The sequence below is a fragment of the Dactylosporangium sp. CA-052675 genome (assembly GCF_050947935.1).
Taxonomy (GTDB): Bacteria; Actinomycetota; Actinomycetes; order Mycobacteriales; family Micromonosporaceae; genus Dactylosporangium.
The window spans coordinates 10,128,704-10,154,180 of sequence record NZ_CP192010.1; the positions used below are offsets into that span (position 1 = coordinate 10,128,704).

The following is a 25,477-nucleotide window of genomic DNA, read 5'->3' on the forward strand; positions in this document are numbered from 1 at the left end:
AGCACCGCCAAGTGCGAGGGCGCTTGCGGCGGCCAAAGTCGACACCCTTTGGCGAGTCCCGGCCGTACGTCTGGTCAATTTCTGGTGTATGCATGTTGGCGCCGTCGATGAGGGGCAGATCGTCACCGGCGCCGGCGGCGGGGCCGGTCTTGATCTGTACCTCCATCTGCTGCAGCGGGAACACGGTGCCTGGGTCACCAACGCGGTCGTCCGGGACATACTCGTGCCGCCCCATCGCGATGGTGCTCAGGCACAGTTCGTCGAACTGCCCTTGCCACCCCACCAGACCGACGATCGGTTATCCGAGGTGCTCTCGTGGGCATCGACGAACCTGCACCGGACGGTTCCCGTCGAGGAGTTAGCCGCACGTGCGCTGATGAGCGAGAGCACGTTCGCAGCTTCAGCAGCAGGATCAAGCCCGTCTCCGTGGGTTCCAGGGGCCTTGCCCCCTGACGCTTCTATAGGTGGGCTGGTTGGGGGCGAGATCGGTATCGGTAGGGTCCGGCGCTGGTGATCTACGAGTGACTCATCCGAGATTCTGGCCACCACGGTGTGCCGTTCTCCTGACTTGTCCTCGCGGGTTCCCGGCGCCGGCCCGGCCCACCTTGCTGGCTTGATCAGAAGCCTGTCCGCGAAGGCCTGCAGCCTTGGGCGTGACTCATCACAGATATGCCGCCGGGTGATCGTCTCCCGGGCCGATGGCGACACGAGCCGGATGACCGGAGACGTCCACGTCCGGAATCTGTGGGAGCCGGTGGGTGCGAACCCCGCCGGCCACCCGGCCTACTAGTGCATCATCGGTTGTCACCTGTCTGCGCGCGACCAATCGGTCCACCGCCACCACCGACGGCCGTCGGCACAGCGCTGGCTGCCGGCACGGAAGCGTCGGTCACGCTCGATCCCTTGTCAGGCATGCCGAGGGCGACGAGTACCCCGACGAAAGCGAAGGCTGTGACCGCGGTCATCACTCCCGGCAAATCCTTCGCTGAAATCTGCCGCGGACGCGTACCCACCGACCTCGGCGAAGACGGCGACCGACACGGCGATACCGAAGACGCCGCCGAAGATCCGCAGCATCAGTAACGGAGGCTGTAATGCCGCAAGACGCGCCGCCGAACGGCGACGCTCCACCCTCGCAGGCCTTGGGCCCGCACGGGTGGGTAGCGAGGATGCAGGCCAAACTTCACCGATGGGCGGCGGCCGATCCTGGCCGCCGGTTCGATGACCTATTCAACCTCGTGCACGATCCGGCGACGCTGCGGTTGGCGTTCGACCGGGTCGCGGGCAACCTGGGCGCCCGCTCCCCGGCGTCGACGGCCTCACCGTCGCGCACGTCCTCGCACCCGGCCTCTCTGTCCGGCGGGAGGTGAGGCGGGGCCACCGGCAGATGGGTTCAGTCCTTGCGTCCGGTGACGGCCACAGTGACGCCGAGCCCGATCAGGGTGAGCCCGCCGACCCCACCGACCAGGGAAAGCCGTCGCGGTGAGCGGGCGAACCAGTCCCGTGCGGTGGCCGCGACCAGCCCCCACATGCTGTCGGAGACGATAGCGATGGCGTTGAAGACCAGACCGAGCATCAACATTTGCACGGCGACATGCCCCTGACCGCGGTCGACGAACTGCGGAAGCACGGCCGCGAAGAAGACGATCGTCTTGGGGTTCGACACGCCGACAGTGAACCCCTCCCAGAAAGTGCGCAGGCCACCGTGCGTCACCTCGGCGTCGGCGAAGGATGCCTGCATCGAATCACGCTCCCGCCACGCCTTGACGCCGAGATACACCAGGTACGCGGCGCCCGCCAACTTCAGCACCGTGAAGATGACGACCGAGCGTTCCACGACGGACCCGATCCCTAGGGCCACGGCCACGACCAGCATGCATGCGCCGAACGTGTTCCCTACCACTGTGGTCAGCGCGGCGCGGCGCCCGTGCGCTAGCGCCCGTCCGATCACGAACAGCACGCTGGGTCCAGGGATCAAGATCAGAAGGAACGACATGGCCGCGAAAGCGAGCAAGCGGTCGGCAGACACCATGAAGGTCATGTAATCACGCGAAGAGTTCGCACTTCCAGCACCTTCTCGATCAGTCTCACGACCTGAACAGGCGAGCGGGATGCCCGGCCGCGTAAGCCCCGGCCTGGCGTCTGCCAAGCTACGCCCGCATGATCCAACACACGACGTTCGGCAGATCCGGATGCTGAGCGGTCGTCGGGTGGCGACGTTGTCATTACGCATCGTTACCATCAGCCAGCAGACCGGTGATCTGAGTATCCTCCGAGGCTGAAGGGGACCGGACCCGGTCGTGTGTGGGCGGTGTGGCCCAGTGCATCGAGTGCTGGGCGGACCGGCGTGATGAGCCGATCGCCTCGCTTGTTGAGCGACACCTGGACTGGCCGGCATCCGTGACCCCGGACACGGCAAGATCACCGGGGCATGCGGCGGGACATGACCTTCTCGTCGAGGTTCGCAATCCGGCCGAGGTCAGGAGGCTGGACAGCCCCGCTGAAGAGCGGCTCGACCGCCCACGTTGCCGCCAAGATCCAGACCGGTCGGCACAGACGGGCGCCGACCGGCACGGGCCGGTCTGGACCCTTCCGAAACAGCCGATCACATTTGGAACACATCAGGTCCACAGTGGACAAATGATGAGAGGCGGTTGATCCGCGTTTCCGCAGGTCAACCGCCTCTTGATGTTGCGCGCCCGAAGGGACTCGAACCCCTAACCTTCTGATCCGTAGTCCAACAGGTCGGCGTTCCTGGTCAGGGCCTTGATCAGCTTCGCGCAGCAGGCCCGATTACACCGGAAATCCAGTGGATTGTCCGTCCACTGTGGAGCTCTTCGCGATCGTTTCCGGCGACAGGGCGTCTCAGGTCGATCGGAGCGCGGATGGACGCGTGCGGCGTGGCTGCCGGGATGCGCTCCGCCGGGCGACCGAGCACCTGCGGTTGCCGAGTCCGCCACACGTCGCCGGCCTAGAACGCGTCGATTATGTGGACTTGTCGCGCCATGCACCCCAGCCGCGGGCGGTCCGGTTGGAGGTGCCACCGCAGTCGGACCAGCGTGGTGTCGTCGCGATCACCTCGGCGGCATCCCCCACGAATACGACCATGCCGCCTGAACTGCCCGGATGACATTCTCGGCAAGCGCAGCGTCAGCTCTCCAAGACCTGCCACACCTTGGGGACCCAGACCCAGCGCCCGTTGACGTTGACCAGGCCCTCGAAGGCGAGCCCGAGGTCGTCGCCCGGCTCGGTGTACTTCCAGCGGTACACGGTGAGGCCGGGCTTCAGGTGCGGGCCGATCTGCTGGTAGCCGCCGGGAAAGTTCGCCGCGACGGCTGATGACCAGGACCGGATCTCCTCGGTTGTGGCCTTGAAGACCTTCAGGTCGGTCTGTTCCGGTTTCGCGGCGATCTTGACCTCGCTGCCGTTCCACAGCTTCGCCTTGTAGTACTGCTCGGCCTTGGCCGCGACGTCGCCCTCGAACACGGCTTGGTAGTCCGCGGTCGTCGGCTTCAACTGCTGTACGAGCGTGGGGTCGTTGCCTGTCCCCAGCGCCTGCATCAGGGCTTTGGCGCCTTCGTCAGTGTTCGGGTACGTGCTGCCGGCCGCGTTCTGCGCGGTCGTTGGGGTGCCCGGTGTGTCCTCCGCGCCTGCCCCGCAGCCGGTGAGGGTGGCGCCCAGGAGCGCGGCCAGCAGGGTCCAATGTGTCAAGCGCTTCGCACTTGCGGGGCGCATGCTCGTCCTCCGATCACGAAATCTGGCCCGCGAAGTGCGGGCCAGGCGAACCGGCCCGGTCCGGGCCATTCCGATCAAGGATGGGCAGACGGGTTAAGAACAACATCAGCGTCAGTTCAAAGCCGCGGCGGTGTCCGGGGTGCGAGGGCGCGCTAGTGTCGGGCGGCAGCCAACCTCGCGACCCGGGACGGGTGATCATGCGTTCGCGGCCCACCGAGCCACCGCTCGTACCGGTGCGGGTGTGTCTTCTCGGTGCCGTGTCGGCGCACACACCGCAGGGGCCACTGCACCTCGGGCCTCGCCAGCAGCGGCTACTGCTGGCGATCCTGGCTCTGGAGGCGAACCGGCACGTTTCGGTCGATCGGATCGTCGACCTGATGTGGCCGGCGGCGCCTCCGCGTACCGCCCGGCACGCGGTGCGGGTGTGCGCGTCGGGGCTGCGCGCCGCGTTCGCACCCGTGAGCGCCGCCGACGCCGCGATCGTCGCCGTCGGCGGCGGCTATGCGCTGCGGATCGACCCGATGGCGGTCGACGCGCAACACTTCCGCACGCTGCTCGGCGAGGCCGACACCGAAACCTCGGACCAACGCCGCCTGACCTTGCTGGACCAGTCCCTCGCGCTGTGGCGTGGCACCACGCCGCTGGCCGACGCCGCACAACCCGACGTACGCGACCGGCTCGGCGCGGGCCTCACCGAGTCCCGCCTCCGAGCTGTGGAGGACCGCTTCGACATTCGGCTGCGGTTGGGACAGCACGCCCGGCTGCTGGACGAGCTCGCCGATGCGTGCGCGGCGCACCCGGCACGCGAGCGGCTCGCCGGACAGCTCATGCTGGCGCTGTACCGGTGCGGGCGCGGCGCCGAGGGGCTCGCCGTCTACCACCGGCTGCGCGACCATCTCGCCGAACAGTTCGGCCTGGACCCGGGGCCGGCGCTGCGCGGGCTCGAGCGGCAGATCCTCCAGCAGGACCCGGCGCTGGAGCGGCACCCTGGTCCTCGTCGCCCGCCCGTGCCGGCGCAGTTGCCGGCGATGGCAGGTCTCGTCGGCCGCGAACCCGAGTTGGCCCAGCTCGACGCGCTCGCACGCAACACGGAACAGGATGCTGCGGGCACCTCGATCGCGGTGATTACCGGTACCGCCGGCGTGGGGAAGACCGCCCTGGCCGTACGGTGGGGACATACCGCCGCTGTGCGTTTCCCGGACGGGCAGCTCCATGTCAACCTGCGCGGCTTCGACCCGTCGGGTCCCGCGCTCGATCCGGCTGCGGTGCTGCGCGCGTTCCTCAACACGCTCGGCGTTCCGGCGCAGCAGATCCCCTCCGACCCCGATGAACGCGCCGCCGTGTACCGCAGCACCATCGCCGGCCGCCGGCTGCTGATCGTGCTGGACAACGCCTGCCACGCGGAACAGGTGCGGCCGCTGCTGCCCGGCGCCTCGAGCTGCCTGACCGTGGTGACCAGCCGGGATCCGTTGCGGTCACTGGTCGCGATCGAGGGCGCCACCCCGCTGGTCCTGGGCCTGCTGACCGTCGAGCAGTCTCGGGACCTGCTGACGAGCCGCATCGGCGGCTCGCCGCATGCCGCGGAACCCCTGATCGACGAAATCGTCGAGCGTTGTGCCCGGCTACCGCTGGCATTGGCGGTGGCGGCCGCCCGGATCACCACGCGCCGGCATCTGCCGCTTGCAGAGGCCACGGCGGAACTGCGTGACGCGTCCACGGTGCTCGACGCCCTCGACGGCGGCGATCCCGTCACCGACCTGCGGGCCGTGCTGTCGTGGTCCTACCTGGCCCTCGGCCGGGACGCCGCCCGGCTGTTTCGCCTGCTCGGAACGCATCCGGGCGCCGACATCGGGGAGCTGGCGGCCGCCAGCCTGGCCGGCCTGCCGACGGTGTATACCCGCTCGCTGCTGGCCGAGTTGGTCTCGGCGCATCTCGTCAGGGAGCACACCGCCAGAAGGTACGTGCTTCATGACCTGCTCAAGGCATACGCTGCCGAGCAGTCGCAGGCGACCGACAGCGCGGAGGAACGCCGAGCGGCGATGCTTCGGCTGGCCGATCACTACCTGCACACCGCGCACCCCGCCGCACGCCTGCTCGACCCGCTCCAGGTGCCCATCACGCTGACCGCACGGCGGGACGATGTCGTGGCCGAGCCGCCGGGTCACGCCGACGCCGCGCTCGCATGGTTCCGCACCGAACACGAGTCGATGGCCGCCACCGCCGCCCGAGCGGCAGCACTCGGTCTTGACGAGCACGCATGGCGGCTCGTGTGGACCCTGACGTCTTACCTGCTGCGACAGGGCCACTGGCAGGCACAGCGCGCCGCCGGTCAGGTCGCCGCGGACGCGGCCCGGCGACTGGGCGACCGCGGGGCACTGGCCCACTCGCTGCACGGCATGGGCATGGCCCACGCACGGTCCGGGCAGCACGACGAAGCCGCGCCACTGCTGCGGCAGGCGCTCGACCTGTTCACCTCGGACGGCGACGTCCCCGGGCAGACCATCGTGCTGGAGGACATGGCCTGGGGAGCGGAGGCCGAAGGTGACGCGCAGCGCGGCCTCGCCCTCGTCGAACGGGCCCTCGTGATCGCGGAGACCGCCGGCCACACCACCGGCCTGGCCCGGCTGCACAACGCCATCGGCTGGTTCCACACCCTCCTCGGGCGCCACACCGACGCCGTCAACCATTGCGAGCAGGCACTGGCGATGTTCCAGCAAGTCGACGACCCCCCAGCGGTCGCGGCCACGTGGGACACGCTCGGCCACGCACACCGCCACCTCGGCGACCACGAGCGGGCCACCCGCTGCTACCGCAACGCCATCGGTTTCTACCAGACCCTCGGCGACCTCTACAACGAGGCGGCGACGCTTGTCGAACTCGGTCACGTGCTGCACGAATCCGGCCAGCCCGACCACGCCCGACAGGCGTGGTGGGAGGCGTACGAACGCTACGAGCAACTCGGCCATCCCGACGCGCGGCAGATCGCGGACCTGCTACAACCAGCCGCCGGACGCTGACGGGGACCTCCCCCGTGCCGGACTGTTGCGCACCAACGGCCTGGCCTCGACCAACGATCCGCGCGGGCGTGAACCGACGCGAGGAGACGGCGCGGACGTTTCGTTCACCGACTGGAGGACGTGGGGACGATGAGTGAACGAGCGACAGTCAGGAAGCTGGTCACCGAAGCCCAGGTTCTGCTGCGCCTGGACACGGATCGCGTGCGCGTACTCGAACTCGTGACGGCCGCGGACGCGATGCTCGCCGATATGGACGCCGACGCGGAGGCGCACGCCGACAGTTATGCGTCTGTGTCGGCGCTGTGGCTAGATCTCGGCGACGAGCAGCGCAGCGAGCAACGGATCGTCCAGGCGATCGAAGCGGAAACACAGGTCACGCCGGATCGGCCGGTGATCCTGGGCACGCGCAGGCTGTTCTACGCGAAGCTGCTCCACGCGCAGCGGCGGTTCGCCGATGCAGCGCTACACGCGAGCGAGGGGCTCGCGATCTACGCGCAGGGCGTGGCGCCGGATCACCCCGAGCTCGCGCGCCTGAAGGTCTATTTCGCGCCGATCCTGAAGGACGCGCCCGAGAGGCCGTCCGTTGTCGGTGCGCTGCGCGCGATGGGCGAACGCCTGTGCGCGGTGGCGACCGGCAGCGAGGCCGAGATCCGCAGCGCGCTCGGCATCCCGACGACCCCACCGCCGTTGGGTGCGAGCGAATGCCTGGTTACGGCCGGCGAGCTCTCGCGTGCGAGCGTGGAGCTACGATTCGCGGTCGGCACGCTGACACGGCGCGAACTCGACGAGACGTTCGGACCGGCAAACGTGCTGCCACGCACCGGGCCATTCGCGTCGCACACGCTCGGTTACGCGATACGGGTCCCCGGCAGGCCGGCTCGCATCAGCCTGTACGCGCTCTTCGCCACGACGCCCGAGACCGAAACCAGCGCGAAGAGCGTGCTGCTGCGGATCGATCCCGCGTGAGTGTCGCGGTGTCGACACCCTCTCCACCATCGGCTCGACACCGGCCTCGAACACGACGTCCGAATCCGGCACCCGCGGCCACGGCGTCATCGATCTCCTCCACAATCGCCCGGCACGCCACCGTCCTCGGCCCACTGTCCTCGACGCGACCCGGCCCGCCGACGCCCAGCTGCGGTACGCCACCGGCAACAGGCTTGACCAGCCGCCGCTACGAACAGCCGGAGCCGACAGGCACGGAGGATCTGGAACGTCAGTTGGCGGACAGGATGCCCCCTCTGCGCGAGTGGATTGCGACGTTTGACGCGACCGACTTGTTGGCACCCGACGAGCTGCAGGTGGTCAAAGGGCTGCTCACCCGTGCTGCTCCGTAGGCAGCGCACGGCATACAAGAAGGTTCCGCCACCCAGCGGACCGTGCGATCGCTACTGGCCAGCAGCAGGCGCATTTAGTACAAAGATCGGATGCTCGCACATCGGCTCCGTGCAACGGCTCCGCAGCAGGACACCGGGCGGCGTAGCCGGCGAGGCGGCGCCACCGCCGGGCAACACCGGGCGGGCGCCCGGCCCCCAGCCTGACGCAGGCCCGGCCACCGAGATCGAACCGCGTCTGCCGCACCACCCTGATGGGTCTTCAACCGGCCCCGAAAATCCACAACCGGTCAGATGCCGCCCACCGGCCGTCACCCGCCGGATCCCTTTTCGGAACGGTGGACCAGGCAGCACAGACCCACGCCGACCAGCACGGACCGGTCTGGACCCTTCCGAAACAGCCGATCACTTTCGGAACACTTCAAGTCCACAGTGGACGAACGAAGAGAGGCGGTTGATCTACGTTTCCGCAGGTCAACCGCCTCTTGATGTTGCGCGCCCGAAGGGACTCGAACCCCTAACCTTCTGATCCGCAGAAAGCAAGATGCCGAGTCCAGCTCACAGCCTTGATCAGCGCCACCTCGACGGTCCGATTACATCGCAATCGCGCGGCTTGTCCGTCCACTGAGGATCGATTCGCGATCGGCAGATCGCAACGCGCCGATCACGGACAGACATCCCATGTTTGGTCTCGAAAGGGCCTCAAGCAGATCCCCTATGGTGGCGTTCCGTCAGCGAACGTGCCGTAGAGATCTCCACCGGAGGCGGTGCCCCCAGTCCGGCCGATGCCAACCGGCAGGTACCCGCTGGCGTGCTTGCTGCTCAGTCAGATCCAGTCCTCGTCCGAGGAGGTCTCGTCGGTGAATCCGTACGGCGCCCCGCCAGCGGTATAGCCGACGACGAAGAACGACCTGCCGTCAACGACGATCCACGAGTCGTCGTCGGGGACGATCCCGTAACCGACCCGACGCGTGGACCGCAGCCGCGGCGACGACGGCGGACGCTGCGCCCACTGCTGCGCGAAGGCCGGCAGAGGGACACCGAGCGCGGCAAGATCGTCGAACGCGGTGTACCGGTCCACGCCATACCGCTTCGCGTACGCCTTGACAGAAACCGCGGCACCGGAGGCGATCCAGGCCCGGGCCGAATCCCGGCGTGATCGTTGACGCATCCGGTGCCGACGCGGCTGCATACCGCCGGATGCTACCGGCCCGCCGAGGCACCCCCGGGCACCATCAAGTGAGAGTAGGAGCGCCTCGGAGGCGCTCTACGCGGTCGGCCTGCGGGCCCCGGTCGCTCTGACGCACCGCGTACCGGACCCGGTCGCCCTGCTGCAGCGGTTCCGACCCCGCGACCACGGACACGTGGACGAACAGGTCGTCACCTCCGGCGTCCGGGGTGATGAACCCAAACCCGCGGTCGCCGTCGTAACGCGCGACGACGCCCTCGCCCGCGCGTGCGGGCACGCCCCGTGACGGCGGCTCCCTCCTGGCGGGTGCCGGCCCGACCGGCGCCGGCCGTCGCGGTGGCGGTACGGGCTCGACCCCTCGGACCAACTGCACATCGCGGGCCTGCGGGCCCTTGTCGCCGCTGACGACCTCGTACGCCACGCGATCGCCCTCGGCCAGCCAGGTGAGGCCCTCGGCCAGGGACCGGGCGTGGACGAAGACGTCCCCGCCGCCGGAGTCGGGAGCGATAAAGCCGAAGCCCTTGTCCTCGTCGTACCAGGAGACGGTTCCGTCCGCCCCGTCGGCACCGCCGGCCCCGACGGACAGGCCAGCCCCGGGACCGAGCGGGACCACGTGCGCGGCCTGCGGGCCGCGCTCGCCCTCGACGACGACGAAGGCCACCCGCTGCCCGTCGCTGACCACACCGCCGGTCACGATGGCCGAGCTGTGCACGAAGATGTCGGCGCCGCCGCCGTCCGGCGAGGCGAACCCGTACCCCTTGGCCGGCTCGTACCAGTTGACCGTGCCGAGCAGGCCCACGGCGCCGCCGGCGGCCTGCTCAGCGGTGACGCGGACGCGCAGCGCCTGGGGACCGCGGTCGTTCTCGCCGGCCTCGAACTCGACGGCCTGGCCCTCGCGGAGCACCTTCGGGCCGCCTTCACCCACGATCTCGGAGGCGTGCACGAACACATCTGGCGAGCCGTCCTCAGGCGCGAGGAAGCCGAACCCCCGTTCGGCGTCGAACCAGCGGACGATCCCCTGCGGCATAGGAAAGCTCCAGGTCGTAATAGCGGCATTGCTCTCAGTCTCGCTCACGGCGTCGCGCCTGGGACCACCGGGACCGGCCACCGGCCCCCAGCCTCACGCAGGCCCGGCCCCCAAGATCGAACCTCGTCCGCCGCCCCACCCGGATGGATCTTCAACAGCTTCGAAATCCGCAACCGGTCAGATGCCGCGCACCGGCCGTCACCCGTCGGATCCCTTTTCGGAACGGTGGACCAGGCGGCACAGACCCGCGCCGACCAGCACGGACCGGTCTGGACCGTTCCGAAACAGCCGAGCACTTTCGGAACACAACAGGTCCACAGTGGACAAACGAAGAGAGGCGGTTGATCTACGTTTCCGCAGGTCAACCGCCTCTTGATGTTGCGCGCCCGAAGGGACTCGAACCCCTAACCTTCTGATCCGTAGTCAGATGCTCTATCCGTTGAGCTACGGGCGCTTGTTGCTCGCCTAGCATACACACCCTCGCACACCAGGTTTTGCGCGGAGGCTCCGGGATTCGAACCCGGGATGGGCTTTAAGACCCAAACCGCATTAGCAGTGCGGCGCCATAGACCGAACTAGGCGAAGCCTCCAGCCGCCCCCGTTACCGGGGACTGCCGTCCGAGGATACAGCCCCCCATCCTAGCCGGGCAAAGCGGGTACGCCCTGAGCGCAGAACGGGTGCTCAGGGCGGTTGGCCATTACGCTCTTGCAGATGGGAGAGGACTCGAAGGTACCGCCGAAGAAGCTCGGTGACACGGCGCTGCGGTTCGAGCCGCCCCCGGCCGACACGCCGGGCGACGACACGCCCAAGGCGCCTCCGCGACCGCGTACCCCCGCGGCCACGACGCCGTTCGCGCCGCCGGCCCCGACCGTGGAGTCGACCCCACTGCGAGCCACCCCGCCGAAGCAGGCCCTCCCACCGAAGCAGGCCGTCCCACCGAAGCAGGTCACGCCGCCGGAAAACCAGCCGGAGACCGAGCCGGAGACCGAGCCGGCCAAGAAGGCGGCGGCCAAGAAGGCGCCCGCGAAGAAGGCCCCCGCGGCCAAGAAGGCCCCCGCCGCGAAGAAGGCACCGGCCGCGAAGAAGGCGCCCGCCAAAAAGGCCGCTGTGACGAAGGCCACGGAAACGGCCGCGACCGCCCCGGAGCCCGAGCCGATCATCGAGCCTCCACGCCCCGTGGTCGAAGAGTCGCGACCCGTCGAACCGCCGCAACCCGTTTCAGTTGCTGAACAAATTCACGAAACGGACGGAATCCACCCCGCCTACATCCCCGAGAGCCTCGCCCTCGCGGCCGTCGAGCGGCTCGGGGCCGGCGCCCGTCGCCGTATCGCCTGGTATCAGCTCACCTACCCCGACGCCGACGGCGACGCCCTCTCGCGCGCCATCACCCACGAGTTCGTCCGCCGGGCCCGTCGCCAGGGCTTCGCGGCCGGTCTCGTCGGCCCCACCGGCCTGGTCGTCGAGGCGGCCGGCGTCGCCTGGCTACAGGCCAAGCTCGTGCTGCACCTGGCCGCCGCCTACGGCCACGACCCCGAGGACCGTCGGCGCGCCGCCGAGCTGCTGGTGCTGCAGCGGGTGCACGGCTCCGTCGAGACCGCCGAGGCCGCGGTGCGGGCCGCCGAGCGGCCGGTCTCCCGGCGGGCGAGCCGGCGCGTCGCGGCCGAGCGCCTCGCCGGCCCGCTGGCGCGCATGGTCGGGGCGGGCCTCCTGCGCGCCGCCGCGACCCGGATCGCGCGGCGCCTCGTGCCCGGCGCCGGGCTCGTCGTGGGATCCGTCACAGCGGCCCGCAGCACCGAACGTCTGGCCGCTCGCGCGGTGCGCTACTACCGCGGCTTCCGGCCCTGAAACACCTGAACCCCGGCTGGCGGAAGCGGGGTAGAACTGGGTGTACGGGGAGTGAGGAGCGCCGTCGTCGTGGATTCGGAATTTGCCGTGGACAGCAACCCGAAACGAAGCCGCAACGTCTTGGTCACTGTGCGGACCAATCGCGGCCGATCCGGAGTCGAGCAACGTGAACAGCGCTTATGTATAGTCATGCCCCGTGTCGCTCCCCTCTGGCGCTATCGAATCTGACGCCGCCGACGTGAACGATATCGACATCGATGCATTGCACGGTGAGCGAGATTCACCGGCGAGGACCATCGACGAAACTCCCCTCAGAGCATCGACCGAACTCGAAGTCGTGGACGCTCCGGCCGCCGCCCCCAAATGGCGGACATGGATGCGTTCGAAGGTTCGCCCGTGGATGGTGCCGTGGCTCGCCTCGCTGAGGGTCGCGGGCGTGGTGTGGCTGGCCGCCGGGGCCGCCTACCTGATGGTCAACATCTACGCCTACCGGCTGACGCCCTGGCAGACGCCGGGGGTCAGCGACCTCATCGGGTCCTGGTACCGCTTCGACACCATCTTCTACGTACGCATCGCCGATGACGGGTACCTCTTCTACAAGTTCGCCCCGGCGTTCTATCCGCTCTACCCCGCCCTGATCAAGGGCCTCAACCCGGTCTTCCCGGGCGGCGCCCTGCCCGCGGCGCTGGCCATCAGCATCTTCTTCGCCCTGGTCACGCTGGTGATGCTGCACCGGCTCGTGGACGAGGAGTTCGGCGACAAGATCGCCAGCCGGACGACGTTCTACCTGGCCGCGTTCCCCGCGGGGTTCTTCCTCTTCGCGGCCTACAACGAGTCGCTGTACATCGCGCTGGTGCTCATCGCTCTCTACGCCGCGCGCAAGGGCCACTTCTGGGTCGCCAACGTCGCGGCCGCGCTCGCCGGCTCGACGCGCCTGTTCGGCCTGCTCCTGGCCGCACCGATCGCCTACGAGTACATGCGGCAGCGCGGCTGGAGCTTCCGCAAGATCCGCTGGGACGCGCTCGGGTTCCTGGGCATCCCCTCCGGCGTCGTCGCCTTCTCGATCTTCCTGCACAGCATCACCGGGGACTGGCTGGCGTTCAGCCACGCCCAGGACGGCTGGCACCGCAAGTACGGCTGGCCCGGCGAGCCGGTCTGGAAGACCATCAAGCTGCTCAACGACAAGCCGTATCTGCAGGACTGGCGCCTGCTCGGGCTGGTCAACCTCATCTCGGTGGTCGGCGCCATCGCGCTGCTGCTGCTCGCCCTGCGCCGCAAGAGCCGGTTCGGGTTCCGCCCCGACCAGAACTACCTGCTGGTCTACGCGGCCGTGCCGATCCTGGTCTACCTGTGCACCGAGGCCGGCTGGCCCAACTACCTGATGTCGGCGCCGCGCATCGCGATGGAGTGGTTCCCCGCCTTCATCATCCTGGGCATGCTGGGCCGGAGCCGGACCTTCGAGCGCTTCTACCTGTTCATGGCGCTCATGGCCCAGGCCCTGTTCCTGGCCCAGATGCTGCTGAAGATCCAGTTCGTCGCGTAGCCCGCGGGGCTCACGGGATCGTCGGAGGCTGCGGGCCGATCGCCACGGTGGTCCAGGCCCGCGCCGCCGTCCCGTCCCCGAACTCGATCATCCCGAGGTACCGCTTGTCGGGCGCCAGCCCCTGCCAGTTCACGTCGTAGTGCAGGGTGTCGCCGGGCGCCACCGGACGGGTCTTCGGCGACACGGTGAGGTTGCCGGTGACCGGGGCCCCGACGACGAACAGGTGCGCCTTCGCCACCTGCTCGGTCAGCGTCGGGGGCAGCGCGAACTGCACGACGTACACCTGATAGACCCCGGAACCCCCGGTCAGCGGCACCTCCTCGTCGGAGGTGGTGCCGTCGCTGCGCCCGACGAGCTTGTCGTTCTGGTAGACGTACAGGTCGAGGTCGGTGCCGGGCGCCACGTCGGCATCGTAGGTCGCGAGCCGGGCGAGCTTGACCGCCGGCGGCAGCGTGAACTCGAAACTGAAGACGGCCGGGGACAGGCCCGGCGACGAGGGGAAGAACGCGGCGGTGCTGCCGACCAGCTTCTGGGCGTGCTCGTTCGACACCGCGAGGCCGTAGGGGTGCGCGGTGACCGTGCCACCGAAGCCCGCCGTCAGGTCGATGGTCGCGTGGCCGGAGGCGCCGGTGCCGGTGATCTCGCCCGGGCCGGTCAGGGCGACGGGCCGCACCGCGATCGGGCTGCGCACCGCGTGTCCACGCAGGTCCGTCCAGGTCAGCGACCCGAAGGTGTACTCGCGGTACGCCGCGTCGGTCCGCGTCACCCTGACCGTGAACGTCGCGGTGCCGTCGGCGGGCACGGTCAGGGTCGACGGGCTCACCTCGACCGTCGTGCCGGGCGGGGGCGTCACCGCGGCGACGTACACGCTGGGCAGGTCCGTCACGTTGGTGACGGTGCGCGTGACGGTCTGGGTGCCGGGCAGCGAGCCGATCGCGATCGACGGATAGTTGAGGTCGCTCGGGTCGATGGTGCCCACCGCCGGGCACCAGTCGCTCGCGATCTGCATCTGGCCGATCCCGCAGGCGTACCGCGCCCAGTCCTGCGCCCCGGAGTCGTAGACGAGGCCGGGGTCGAACGCGCGGGCCGGACGGACCTGGCCCGAGCCGTCGTCGAACGGGTTGGCCACCCGGTCGCCCCGCTGGATCGAGGCGCCCGTGTTGTCGAGGTTCCCGGCCGTCGTCATCAGCGCGGACTTGAGCTCGGCGGGCGTCCACCGCGGGTGCCGGGCGCGCAGCAGCGCGGCGATGCCGGCGATGTGCGGGCTCGACATCGAGGTGCCGCTCTCGCCGTCGAAGAGGTTCCCGTGGTGCCCGGCCGGCGAGACGCCGGCGACGATGTCGACCCCCGGCGCGGCGAGGTCGGGCTTGATGAGGTCCCCGTCGCCGGCGTCGGCCGGGCCCGCCGAGGAGAACGCGGCCATGGCCGGCGCGCGGGCGACGGTGACGGTGGTCGCGGAGAGCGCCGCGTGAGGGTTGGTTCCGCCGGCGTACTGCTTGATCGCCGCCCCGGCCTTGTCGTCCACGTGCACGGTCGGGATGACGTGGTAGTCGGCGTTGAGGGAGTTCTCGGTGGGGTTGTAGAGCACCATCCCGACCCCGCCGGCGTCGCGCACGGCGACGCTCTTGTCGGTGCGCGGGTTCACGCCCCGCTTGCACAGCACGATCTTCCCCTTGACCTTCGCGGGGTCGAGGGCGCCGGGGTAGCACAGCTCGACCTTGTCCGCCGCGGCGCTCGCCAGCCCGGCCTGCACCGAGTCGACCAGCGGCGCGTCCGGCACCGCGTCGCCCTGCCCCACGCCCTGGTACGTCTTGCCGTTGCCGAGCGTCACGCTCTTGTCCGAGCCGCGGTCGTGCGAACTCGCGGCGACCGTGGTGACCCAGGGCGCGTTGTGGGCGACGGTGGACGCGTCCGGGCCGTCGTTCCCGGCCGCCGCGGCGACGAACACCCCAGCCGCGGCCGCGTTGTAGAAGGCGAGACTGACCGGGTCGACGACCAGGCTGCTGGAGCCGGAGACCGAGTAGTTGATGACGTCGGCGCCGTCCGCGACCGCGTCGTCGATGGCGGCCAGCAGGTCGACGGTGCCGCCCGAGCCCTCGCCGTCCTCCTGCCGCCAGAGCGCCTTGTAGACCGCGATCCGGGCGGCCGGGGCCATGCCCGAGACGCTCCCGACCGGCTTGCCATTGATGGTCGCCGGCACGCCGTTGTCTCCGGCGGCCGTGGTGGCGGTGTGGGTACCGTGGCCGTCGTAATCGCGTGGGGAACGGAACTCGCCGCTCCAGTCGCCGAAACCGCTGCTGTCGTAGAAGCGGGCGCCGATCACCTTGTTGTTGCAGGTGACCTTCTGCTGCGCCGTGCCCGTGCCCTCGACGCACGCACCCTTCCACTTGCCGTCGATGACGGCCTGGTCGGGGCGCGGCTCGGGCAGCGCGGCGAGGCTGGGGTTCTCGGGCCAGAACCCGGTGTCGATGTCCGCGATGATCATGCCCTCGCCGGCGTGCGCGGGGTCGCCGAACTCCTTCGCCCACACGCCGGCCGGGCCGTCCAGCCCGAGGAACGCGGGCGTGGAGATGGTCTGCGTGGTGCGCCGCTCGTTCTTCCACAGCCGCAGCACGCCGGGGGTGCGCCGGACCCGCTCGCGCTGCTGGGGCGTGAGGGCCGCGGCGAAGCCGTTGAAGACGGTCTCGTAGTCCACGACCGTGGTGGCGATGCCGGCCCGGCGCAGCACCGACTCCCGGTTCGCGCGCACGGCGGCGCGGGCGCTCTCGGTACGCAGGGCCGGGTCCCCGGCCAGCTGCACGATGTAGAGCGTCGTCCCCGCCTTGGCGGAGCTGGCAGACCCGGCCGTCGAGGGCAAGGCGAACGCGGTGGTCAGCACCAGGGTGATGACGAGAAGGATTCGGCCCACGCAGCCAGACTAATTGTCCGAATTTGCCCTAACTCAGGAAACCGAGATGATCCTTGAGCAGCGCGTACCCGACGAACGACACGATGTCGAGGATCGAGTGGGCCACGATCAGCGGCATCACGCGCTGGGTGCGGCGGAAGAAGTACCCGAACACCAGCCCCATCACCAGGTTGCCGACGAACCCGCCGAAGCCCTGGTAGAGGTGGTAGGAGCCGCGGATCACGGCGCTGAGGAGGATCGCCGTCCACCAGCCCAGCCGCAGGTCGCGCAGGCGCGTGAGGAGGTACGCGATCATCACGACCTCCTCGAGCACCCCGTTCTCGACGGCCGAGAGGATCAGCACCGGCACCGACCACCAGTGTTCGCCGAGCGCCTCGGGCACGATCTGGGCGCTGACGCCGAGCTGCCGGGCCGCCCACACCAGCCCCAGGCCGGGCAGCCCGATGAGCGCGGCCAGACCGGCCCCCAGCAGCGCGTCGCCGCCGGGCCGGCTCGCGTCCAGGCCGACCTCCAGCGGGTCGTGCGCCCGCCGCAGCAGGTGCACGGCGAGCAGGGCCGGCACGACGCCGAGCAGAATGCCGGCGAGCTGATAGAGCAGGTCGAGCCAGGGCCGATCCGCGACCACCGTCGGGTTCAGGGTCGCGGTCTGCTCCGACAAGGGCTTGACGTAGGTCAGCCGGTTGATGATGTTGAGAATCGCGTAGATCGCCGAACTGCCCAGTGAGACGCCGAGCACGAGCAGGATCTCGGACCGGACGCCCCACTGTTCCCGCCGATCACTCTCGATCACGGCGCAACTGTACTGGTCTCAACGCCGGCGGGCGGTCACCGCACTATCGGCCGCCCGCCGGCGCTCAGACATCACCGAAGGCGTCGTACTTGATCCGCATCGCCGGGACCTGCATCTCGGCGAGAGTTCGCAGTGTGGCCCGCACCATGGTCGGCGAGCCGGAGACGAAGAAGTCGTGGTCCTGCCACGGCCCGTAGCGCGCGACGATGTCGGACACGTTGCCGTGCTCGCCCGGGAAGTCGGGGTCCTCGCTGGTCGCCGCCACCACCGACAGCCACGGGTAGCGGGCCGCGAGCCGGTTGAGGCAGGCCAGGTCGTAGAGATCCTCGCGGTCCCGGGCGCCGAAGAACACATGCACCCAGCGGGTCCGGTTGGCGCGGGTCATCTCCTCGATGAGCGCCTTGACCGGGGCGAGCCCGGTGCCCCCGGCGACGCACACGATGTCGCGGGTGGAGCGGCGGTCCAGCGTCATCTGGCCCATCGGGGCGCCCAGGCGGATCATGTCGCCGGGCCGCACCCGCCGGACCAGGGCGGACGACACCCAGCCGGCCCCCACCGCGCGGACGTGGAAGTCGAGCGAGTTGTCCTTGCGGGGCGCGTTCGCGACCGAGTACACGCGCCACAGCCGCGGCTGGTACTTGGTCTCGACGCTGACGTACTGCCCGGCGCGGTACTCCATCGGCTGCATCGGCCGGCAGGTCAGCACCGCGATGTCGCGGCTGCGGCGCTCGTGGTGGAGCACCTCGGCGTGCCAGTAGGGCGGGTTGCCGGAGTCGGCCTCGGCCCCGGCGATCATGACCTCCGCGATCTTCGCGTAGGCGTCCCGCCAGGCCTGCTCGAACTCGATGCTCCACTGATCGCCGGCGTAGGTGCGCAGGGCCTCGATCAGCGCCCCGCCGACGATCTCGTAGTGCTCCGGTTGCACGTGAAACTTCCGGTGGTCCCGGCCGAGCGACCGAAGGTACTCCTCGAAGTGATCCGGGTCGTCGACGGTCTGGATGGCCGAGACGATGGCACCCAGCAGCCGGGAGCGCTGGACATCCATGTGCACGGGGAACAGGTCCCGCAGCTGCGGGTTGTTGAGGAACATGCGCGCGTAGAAGTAGCTCGCGAGCTTGTCCTGCTGCTCCTCGACGAGTGTCCAACTCTCCTTCAGTAATCGCGACAGATTGCTCATCGGTGCCCTTCGCGGTCAAACGACGGTGCCGTGGTGTGAATCAGCGTCACTACCTGCGAAGACCACGCATCGCACTGACTGTGCGACGAGACGTGCTCGGGACCGGATTTCCCCGCGACGCGCCGATACCGGGCACTGGACAGGCCGCGTCGCATCCACCGAACGGCGGGGTCGCACCGGCTGTCCGGCTGATTCCGCGCGCCGGTGCCACCGTGGCTGCAAGGCGTTCGCAACCGGAGGTGTCCCGTGCCCGCAGCATCGACCCGTACAGGTGCAGACCACGAGGTGCTCACCGCCCTGGACGAGCGGATGCAGACCTTCGTCCGCCGCCAGGAGATGATGTTCGTCGCCACCGGTGATCCGGACGACGGCCACGACTGCACGTTCGTCACCGGCGGTGCGGGCTTCGTTCGGATACTGAGCGTGAATCGTCTCGCGTGGCCCGAGTTCGACGACGCGACCCTTTCCACGACGGTCGCCGACATTCAGCGCGATCCGCGCATCAGCCTGTTGTTCGTCGACTTCGCCCGCGGCGCGATCGGGCTGCACGTCACCGGCCTGGCGAAGGTCCTGGACGACGACGCGATGCGGCGGGCGTACCGCTCGCTGAACCTCGACCCCTCTCTCGACCTGGTCGCCGATCGCCGGCCGACCCACTGGATCACCGTTTACGTAGCGGAGGCGTTCCTGTCGGCGGCCGGCGAACTCCACTGAGCACCGTCGCCACTAAACGTTACCTAAGCGCATAAGAATCGCACGCATTCATTCACGTTCAACGAGACCTAAAGGGGTTCACACCCGGCTCACCGCCGCTCACACTGGGTGGATGGCGCTGAGCCGGGCCGTCGCATTTCGCACTCGCACCCGTACGATTCTTCGCGCCGCGGCCCCGCCAGGCCGCGGCGTTTTGCGCATCTGGCTCGCGCCCATTCACGTGGCGATTGCAGTAACCGCCCCTTGAAGGAGCAGCGATGACCAGCGACGTGGCAGACGACCGCAAGACCGCCCCGGCCCCCGCGCCCCGCCGACCCGGCAGCGCATCCGGCCCGAGCGGTGGCCTCCGGCCCAACGACGCCCTCGCCCCCGACACCCGGCGGCCGAGCGAGGTGATGGCGTCGCTCGGCATCGTGCAGTTGGGCGACCCGATGCTCACGGCCAAGACCCGCCCCTTCGACCTGCCCCGCGAGCGCGACGAGGTGCTGCGCATCCTCGACCGGCTGACCGCGACCGCCGACGCGGTCATGCGGGTGCACGACTTCAGCACGGGCGCGATGGGCCTGGCCGCCCCGCAGATCGGCGAGCCGCGCTCGATCGCGATCTTCCGCGCCGCGGGCGCCCCGCAGCTGGTGCTGATCAACCCCCAGGTCCTCGAGGTCGGCCCGGACACCCGCGCGGACTGGGAGGAGGCAACGGAGGGCTGCCTGAGCTTCTTCGACTTCCGCTGCACCCTGCGCCGCCCGCGGACCGCGGTGATCAGCTACCGGACCATCGCGGGCGACGAGGCGATCGCCACCTTCGACCGGGGCCGCCTGGCCCGCGACGTCCTGCACGAGGTCGACCACCTGGACGGCATCCTGAACGTGGACCACGTGGAGCCGGGCGCGCTGACCGTCTCGATGGCCTGACCGCCCGGTGACGCCCGGCGCTCGCCGGTCAGCGCGCGATCGCCGGGCTGGGCGCGATCGGGTTGGGCGCGACGCGCAGCGGGAAGGGCCCGGTCAGCGCGGCCCGGGCGCCCAGCGCGGCCCGCAGCTCCGCCACCCCGACGCACCCGAGCGACGGCGCCCAGGTGTGGGCGAGGTCGGAGCGCATCATCGGCGCCACGTTGAGCACCGCGCAGCCGGCCACGTGCGCGCTCGCGACGCCGACGGCCGAGTCCTCCACGGCGACGCAGTCCGCCGCGGCGACCCCGAGGGCGTCCATCGCGGCGAGGTAGGGCGCCGGGTCGGGCTTGGGCCGGTGCCCGTCGTCGCCGCAGACGACCGCGTCGAAGGCGCCCGGGCCGGCCTCGCGCAGCACGTACCGCACGAGCTCCCGATAGGTCGACGTCACCAGCGCCACCCGCAGCCCCGCGGCGCGCACGGAGGCGAGCAGCGCGCGGGCGCCGGGCAGCCAGTGCACGCCCCGGGCGTACGCCTCGTGGACCCTCCGCTGCACGAACGCCACGTCGGCGTGCACGTCGAGGCCGATCCAGCCGTAGTGCCCATGGATGCGCCGCATCGCCACCGTCGCATCGAGCCCGCTCAGGCCGCGCAGCAGCTCATCGGTCACCTCGGCGCGGCGGGAGCGCACCAGGGCGGTGTTCGCGGAGGCCCAGATGGGCTCGCTGTCGATGAGCGTGCCGTCGAGGTCGAATAAGACCGCTTCCGCCACGCGCGCCATCGTAGCGACGCCCTTGACTGAGTCTCACGCGGAGTACACCTTTTTCACGCCAATGGTGTACACACCGTAGCCATCCCCTCCGCGCTGCGTTTCGCGGGCGGCCGCCGGCGGTGATGACGCTGTAGTCGCCGGCCGCGCCGACGTGGCAGGAGCGCTGGCTGCAGCCCTGGCAGACGACCGTGCCGGCATCGTCGTAGACGTTCCAGGAGACACTCTGCCTGTCGGAGAGGCGGACCCCGAAGGCGCCGGCCGATCGGGCGTACCGCCACCCGCGCCGGCTCAGGCGGAGAGCTGGTGCGCGGACGGCGGGACGAACGGCGGGTCCGGCCAGTCGTCGACGTCCTCCACGGCGCCCTCGGGCCGGCTGCCCCGGAAGCGCCACTCCAGCCGGTAGTAGTCGTGCAGCGTGGCCGCCTCCGTGTGCCAGGAGAAGACCGCGCGCCCGTCCTCCGAGAGCTCCTGCGTGATCGGCGTGCGCAGCGGCACCTCCTCGGCCGACAGCGACGTCTGCACGCCCCACACCACCGGCCGCATGCGGGCCGGGAACTCGACCTCGACCGTGAGGTGGCGGGTGGGCAGGCGGATGGCCCGCTCGAACCAGTTGCCCCACTTGTCGATGCCGATGTGCCACGAGTACGCGATGGTGGTGCGCTGCCCGGGGTACAGCGGGAAACGCCCCTGCGCGTTCTCGAAGAGCAGCCACAGCTCCTTGAGGGTGTCGCGGTCGGTCTTGGCCCGCCACTCCATGGGCTCCCCGGCGCACGAGGCGACCAGCGAGAGCTCGTCGAGGGAGAGCGGGTGATCGTGGTGGTGGCGGTTGGAGCGGGCCGGGTCGTCCGGGTAGCGGTCGACCGAGATCCGCACGAGGTACCGCGTGATCGGCTCCGTGCCGGCGTTGTACAACGCGCGGCGGACCGTGCAGCGGTACTTCCCGTCGACGTACGACAGCCGCGCCGTCTCGCGCTCGACCACGAGTCCGGTGCCCGGCGGCAGCCACTGGTCCGGCACCGGCGGGTCGCGCCCGGGCACGCCCACGCGGCTGCGCGCGGTCGCCCGCAGTTCGTCGTACTCCTTGTACCGCTGCCAGACCGAGCCACCGCTCTGCAGGATCGCCTCGGCGCGCCGGGCGAAGTCCTCGGTGGGGCGGTGCCGGCCGGCCTCCACGTGGCTGACGTAGGAGGCGTCGAAGCCCATGGCCGCGGCGAGCTGCTTCTTGGACATGCCGCGCTCGACGCGCCACCGCGCGAACTCTGCGACGAACGCCTCCGCCGCCCGCTGCACGGGAGAAGGGTCGCTCGTGGTCATGTCCGGTCCAGCCCTACAGGGAGACGGCCCCTGTCCGATTAGTGTCCACGAGTCCGGCTGTCGACCAGGCCAGCCGGACAGATTCCTGACAAAATGGTTGACACCACCGCCGGATCGGTCTTGATCAACGCAATTTCGTCACCACCCGCCGCCGGACCGGTAACGCAACGTTACGACAGGCCGGTTGCCACAACGCGACAGGGTGAGGCTGGTTAGCCTTACCTAATAGCTGTATCGTGGGCGCTTGGCAGGCACTTCTGGGGGTACGAGACGGTGGTGAGCACCATCCGCACGCACATGACGGACGCCGCGCCGCGGTGCTCGCGAGCCGTGCCCCCGGCCGAGTTCGGCGACCCAACGTGACCGCGCTCATCAGTCGCGAGGGGGTCGAACCCCTCCGGCCGGTCGTCGCAACGCTCGCCGCACTGCGGAATCGGCACGGTGAAGATTCACTCCAGGGGCTGGTGCCCGATCTCGTCGGCGCCCGGGGCCCGCAGTGGCGCCCCGCGGCCGAGATCGACGTGAGCGACCTGCTCGACACCGCGGCCCGTCGGTGGAGCGCCCAGCCGCACGCGGCCGCCGCGCTGGCGTGGAAGTGCTACGCCTACTGGTGCGCGCTGCCCGCCGTGCTCGGCTTCGCCGCCTCGCGCCGGGTCCCGCTCATGACGCCGGACCACGTGCTGGTGCGCTACAGCGAACCCCGGCCCTTTCTGACCCTCGCCCTGCGCTCCCCGGTGACGGCGGTCCTGGCCACCGACCCGATCGTGGCCACCGACACGCCCGGGCTGCTCATCGTCGAGGACGAGGACGAGCTGCTGGGGGTGCTGCGGCGCTCGCTGGTCGACGCGCACCTCGAGCCGCTGCTGGAGGAGTTCCGCAAGCGGGCCCGGATCGGGCGGCGGACGCTGTGGGGCTCGGTCGCGTCGGGCGTGGCCTACGGGCTGTCCCGGGCCGCCGACTCGCTGCCGGGGCCGACGCTGGAGATCGCGCACCGAATCCTCGGGGTGCTGGACGCCGACGACCTGGTGGAGCTGACGCCCCGGGCCGGCGGCGGGCTCGACATCCAGCGCAGGACCTGCTGCCTCGCCTTCACCCTGCCCACCCCGAAGGTCTGCACCACCTGCTGCATCCGCTGACGGGGTTTCGCGGACCACGCCAGGTGGGTAGATCACGTAGGTTGAAACACATCAGCGAGCCGATCACCACGCACGCCGGGCGGGTCCGACCCGGCGATCACCTGTGCCTGCCCTTCGCCAGCGATGCCGAGCAGCGCGAGGTGGTCTCCGTGTTCATCGCCGACGGCCTGCGGCGGGGTGAGCGTGTGCTGTACTTCTCCGACCGCACCCACCCCGAGGCGCTCGACGACTGGCTCGGCCCCCGCGGCGTGGACGGCGCGCTCGCGATCGCCCGCGGCCAGCTCGAGGTCCGCGCCACCGACGGGCGCGACGGCTTCGACCCGGCCGAAGTCGTCGGGGGCATCCGGCACGCGGTGCGCGACGCGCGCGCGGCGGGCTTCCAGGGGCTGCGGCTCACCGGCGAGATGAGCTGGACGCTGCGCGGGATGCCGGGCGCCACGCGGCTGCACGAGTACGAGACCGGCGTCTCCGAAACCGTCGTGGACTCGGGCGATCTGGCGGCTGTGTGTCAGTACGACGAACGGCTCTTCGAACGCACGGACCTGAGCGGGCTCGTGTCCGCGCACCACGGCGTGGTCTGCATCGACCCGCTGCACGACGACCGGCGGCTGCGGATCATCCCCACCTACTCGCCGCGCGGGCTGCGCATCGCCGGCATCGTCGACGACTCCACCGCGGCGCCGCTCGCCGAGGCGCTCACGCACGCCGCGGACTGGCCCACCGGGGAGCCGCTGCTCGTGCTCGACCTCGCCGAGCTCACCTTCATCGACGTGGCCGGGATCCGGGCGCTGGTGCGCTTCGCCGAGTCGGTCGCGCCCGAGCGCCGGGTGCTGGTGCGCCACATGCCCGGCTCGATGCGCAAGGTCCTGCGCATCGCGCGCTGGACACTGCAAGAGGCGGACGAGTCCCTGTGAACCTCATCCACCAGGCCCTCGTCTTCGACTCGGCCGCGGTCTTCCTCGCGGCGGCGGTGCCGTTCGTGACCGAGGGCCTGCACCGGGGAGACACGGTGCTGGCGGTCACCTCGGACGAGAACGAGACCCTGCTGCGCGAGCAGATCGGCGGCGACGCGGGCCGGGTCACCTTCCTGCCGGCCTCGGGCTGGTTCGACTCCCCCGGCCGCACGCTCGACGCCCACCACCGGCGCATCGACGCGCTGCCCGGGCCGACGGGCATCCTGCGGGTGCTCGGCGAGCCGATCTGGGCCGGGCTGGACCCGCTCGAGACGTCGGAGTGGGGCCGGTACGAGTCGGTCATGAACGTCGCCCTGGCCGACGCGCGGGCGTGGCTGATGTGCGGGTACGACACCCGGACCCTGCCGGCCGCGATCGTCGACGACGCCCGGCGCACCCACCCGGCGCTCGCGATCGGCGAGCAGAGCGAGGTCAGTGCCACCTTCGCCGACCCGACCTCCTATTACGCCGAGCGCAACACCGCGCTGCTGCCGCGCCCCGAGCGGGACGTCGAATGGCTCCCCGAGTTCACGGACATGGCCTCGGTACGGCAGTTCATCGCCGACCACGCGGTGCGCCTCGGCGTGCCGGCCGACCGCCTCGACGACTTCACGCTCGCGGTCAACGAGGTCGCCACGAACGCGGTCCGCCACGGCGCCGGCCGGGGCGAGGTGCGCCTGTGGGCGACCGATCGCCGGGTCACCTGCGAAATCGTCGACCAGGGCCGGGCGCAGGACAATTTCCTGGGATTTCTGCGCGCCGATCCGCAGGCCGGCCAGGGCCACGGCCTCTGGATCGCGCGGCAGATCTGCGATCTGCTCGAAATGCGCACCGGCGGCCCGGGAACGACGGTTCGCCTGCACATACGCCGCGCCTCCTGACACCGAAAAGCACCGCACCGGTGGACGGACGGGCGGCGGTACCCCGCGCGGACACCGCCGCCCGTCCATTCCTCCCGTGGGCCACCCCCAGCCCACGAGATGCACACCGCTATCCGCACCAACCCCTTTCGGCTGACCATTTCGGCATTGCCCACACCTTGGCACCGGCCCGGACGCGGACACCATCACCGGACCTGCTCGCTTGCGGCGGGCGTACGGCGTACCCCATTGGATTGACGCGGCCGGCGCTTGAG

18 protein-coding genes, 2 tRNA genes and 3 pseudogenes are annotated in these 25,477 nt (G+C 70.2%); 10 read left to right on the forward strand and 13 right to left on the reverse strand.

Translation table 11 applies throughout. The annotated features are described in order from the left end of the window. Positions 1–951 precede the first annotated feature (951 nt). A complete protein-coding gene (locus ACQP1P_RS45605; RefSeq protein ID WP_433081281.1) occupies positions 952–1,083 on the forward strand; it encodes a hypothetical protein in 132 nt (43 codons plus the stop codon). Between the two features lie 310 nt (positions 1,084–1,393). On the opposite strand, the gene ACQP1P_RS45610 is transcribed toward ACQP1P_RS45605, so the two are convergent. Beyond that, entirely contained in the window at positions 1,394–2,041 is a 648-nt protein-coding gene (locus ACQP1P_RS45610; protein WP_433081283.1) for a LysE family translocator, read from the reverse strand. 1,109 nt (positions 2,042–3,150) lie between these two features. Beyond that, positions 3,151–3,735, reverse strand: a complete 585-nt coding sequence (locus tag ACQP1P_RS45615) for a hypothetical protein (protein ID WP_433081285.1) — start codon at positions 3,733–3,735, stop codon at positions 3,151–3,153. 197 nt (positions 3,736–3,932) lie between these two features. Here ACQP1P_RS45615 and ACQP1P_RS45620 point away from each other — a divergent pair, with 197 nt between their 5' ends. Further along, a complete protein-coding gene (locus ACQP1P_RS45620) occupies positions 3,933–6,752 on the forward strand; it encodes a BTAD domain-containing putative transcriptional regulator (protein WP_433090408.1) in 2,820 nt (939 codons plus the stop codon). A gap of 129 nt (positions 6,753–6,881) precedes the next feature. After that, on the forward strand, positions 6,882–7,718 hold the full coding sequence (locus ACQP1P_RS45625; RefSeq protein ID WP_433081287.1) for a hypothetical protein: 837 nt from the start codon (positions 6,882–6,884) through the stop codon (positions 7,716–7,718). Between the two features lie 1,194 nt (positions 7,719–8,912). Here the strand turns inward: ACQP1P_RS45625 and ACQP1P_RS45630 are convergent. From ACQP1P_RS45630 to ACQP1P_RS45655, 6 genes and pseudogenes are all read right to left on the reverse strand, one after another. Then, positions 8,913–9,278, reverse strand: a complete 366-nt coding sequence (locus ACQP1P_RS45630) for a hypothetical protein (protein ID WP_350620643.1) — start codon at positions 9,276–9,278, stop codon at positions 8,913–8,915. A gap of 43 nt (positions 9,279–9,321) precedes the next feature. Beyond that, positions 9,322–9,888, reverse strand: coding sequence for a cold-shock protein (locus tag ACQP1P_RS45635; protein WP_433090410.1), 567 nt, complete (start codon positions 9,886–9,888; stop codon positions 9,322–9,324). Next, positions 9,877–10,068, reverse strand: a pseudogene (locus ACQP1P_RS45640) (cold-shock protein); the annotation flags it as partial. The pseudogene ACQP1P_RS45640 and the gene ACQP1P_RS45635, both read right to left, overlap by 12 nt. A gap of 36 nt (positions 10,069–10,104) precedes the next feature. Further along, a pseudogene (locus ACQP1P_RS45645) lies at positions 10,105–10,302 on the reverse strand (cold-shock protein); the annotation flags it as partial. A 381-nt stretch (positions 10,303–10,683) separates the two neighbouring features. Then, positions 10,684–10,756, reverse strand: a tRNA-Arg gene (locus tag ACQP1P_RS45650). Positions 10,757–10,801: 45 nt separating this feature from the next. Beyond that, positions 10,802–10,892 (reverse strand) — tRNA-Ser (locus ACQP1P_RS45655). A gap of 122 nt (positions 10,893–11,014) precedes the next feature. On the opposite strand from ACQP1P_RS45655, the gene ACQP1P_RS45660 reads away from it, so the two are divergent. Continuing rightward, the gene (locus ACQP1P_RS45660; protein ID WP_433081289.1) at positions 11,015–12,148 is read left to right on the forward strand and encodes an EcsC family protein; all 1,134 of its coding nucleotides are present in this window, start codon (positions 11,015–11,017) and stop codon (positions 12,146–12,148) included. 376 nt (positions 12,149–12,524) lie between these two features. Continuing rightward, positions 12,525–13,691 (forward strand): mannosyltransferase family protein, encoded by a 1,167-nt coding sequence (locus ACQP1P_RS45665; protein WP_433081291.1) that lies wholly within the window; start codon positions 12,525–12,527, stop codon positions 13,689–13,691. A gap of 10 nt (positions 13,692–13,701) precedes the next feature. Here the strand turns inward: ACQP1P_RS45665 and ACQP1P_RS45670 are convergent, their stop codons facing one another. The 3 genes from ACQP1P_RS45670 to ACQP1P_RS45680 form a co-directional block, all read right to left on the reverse strand. Next, positions 13,702–16,599 (reverse strand): S8 family serine peptidase, encoded by a 2,898-nt coding sequence (locus tag ACQP1P_RS45670; RefSeq protein ID WP_433081293.1) that lies wholly within the window; start codon positions 16,597–16,599, stop codon positions 13,702–13,704. Positions 16,600–16,627: 28 nt separating this feature from the next. Further along, the gene (locus ACQP1P_RS45675; protein ID WP_433081295.1) at positions 16,628–17,389 is read right to left on the reverse strand and encodes a CPBP family intramembrane glutamic endopeptidase; all 762 of its coding nucleotides are present in this window, start codon (positions 17,387–17,389) and stop codon (positions 16,628–16,630) included. 64 nt (positions 17,390–17,453) lie between these two features. Beyond that, complete coding sequence (locus ACQP1P_RS45680) at positions 17,454–18,566, reverse strand: globin domain-containing protein (RefSeq protein ID WP_433081297.1); 1,113 nt, start codon at positions 18,564–18,566, stop codon at positions 17,454–17,456. Positions 18,567–18,770: 204 nt separating this feature from the next. Here ACQP1P_RS45680 and ACQP1P_RS45685 point away from each other — a divergent pair, with 204 nt between their 5' ends. Further along, positions 18,771–19,280 carry a pyridoxamine 5'-phosphate oxidase family protein gene (locus tag ACQP1P_RS45685; RefSeq protein WP_433081299.1) on the forward strand — a complete coding sequence of 170 codons (510 nt, stop codon included), beginning with the start codon at positions 18,771–18,773 and terminating at the stop codon, positions 19,278–19,280. 257 nt (positions 19,281–19,537) lie between these two features. After that, positions 19,538–20,191 (forward strand): peptide deformylase, encoded by a 654-nt coding sequence (locus ACQP1P_RS45690; protein ID WP_433081301.1) that lies wholly within the window; start codon positions 19,538–19,540, stop codon positions 20,189–20,191. 28 nt (positions 20,192–20,219) lie between these two features. Here ACQP1P_RS45690 and ACQP1P_RS45695 read toward each other — a convergent pair whose 3' ends face one another. Both ACQP1P_RS45695 and ACQP1P_RS45700 read right to left on the reverse strand, forming a co-directional pair. Next, complete coding sequence (locus ACQP1P_RS45695) at positions 20,220–20,939, reverse strand: HAD family hydrolase (RefSeq protein WP_433081303.1); 720 nt, start codon at positions 20,937–20,939, stop codon at positions 20,220–20,222. A gap of 360 nt (positions 20,940–21,299) precedes the next feature. Next, positions 21,300–22,253: pseudogene (locus tag ACQP1P_RS45700) on the reverse strand (helix-turn-helix domain-containing protein); the annotation flags it as partial. Positions 22,254–22,717: 464 nt separating this feature from the next. On the opposite strand from ACQP1P_RS45700, the gene ACQP1P_RS45705 reads away from it, so the two are divergent. Genes ACQP1P_RS45705 through ACQP1P_RS45715 form a run of 3 tightly spaced genes read left to right on the forward strand, consistent with a single transcriptional unit; the run spans position 22,718 to position 25,223 of the window. Continuing rightward, positions 22,718–23,389 (forward strand): hypothetical protein, encoded by a 672-nt coding sequence (locus tag ACQP1P_RS45705; RefSeq protein WP_433081305.1) that lies wholly within the window; start codon positions 22,718–22,720, stop codon positions 23,387–23,389. A 41-nt stretch (positions 23,390–23,430) separates the two neighbouring features. After that, on the forward strand, positions 23,431–24,303 hold the full coding sequence (locus ACQP1P_RS45710; protein WP_433081307.1) for an MEDS domain-containing protein: 873 nt from the start codon (positions 23,431–23,433) through the stop codon (positions 24,301–24,303). Further along, entirely contained in the window at positions 24,300–25,223 is a 924-nt protein-coding gene (locus tag ACQP1P_RS45715; RefSeq protein WP_433081309.1) for an anti-sigma factor RsbA family regulatory protein, read from the forward strand. Before ACQP1P_RS45710 ends, ACQP1P_RS45715 begins: the two co-directional genes overlap by 4 nt. The last annotated feature ends 254 nt before the right edge of the window (positions 25,224–25,477 follow it).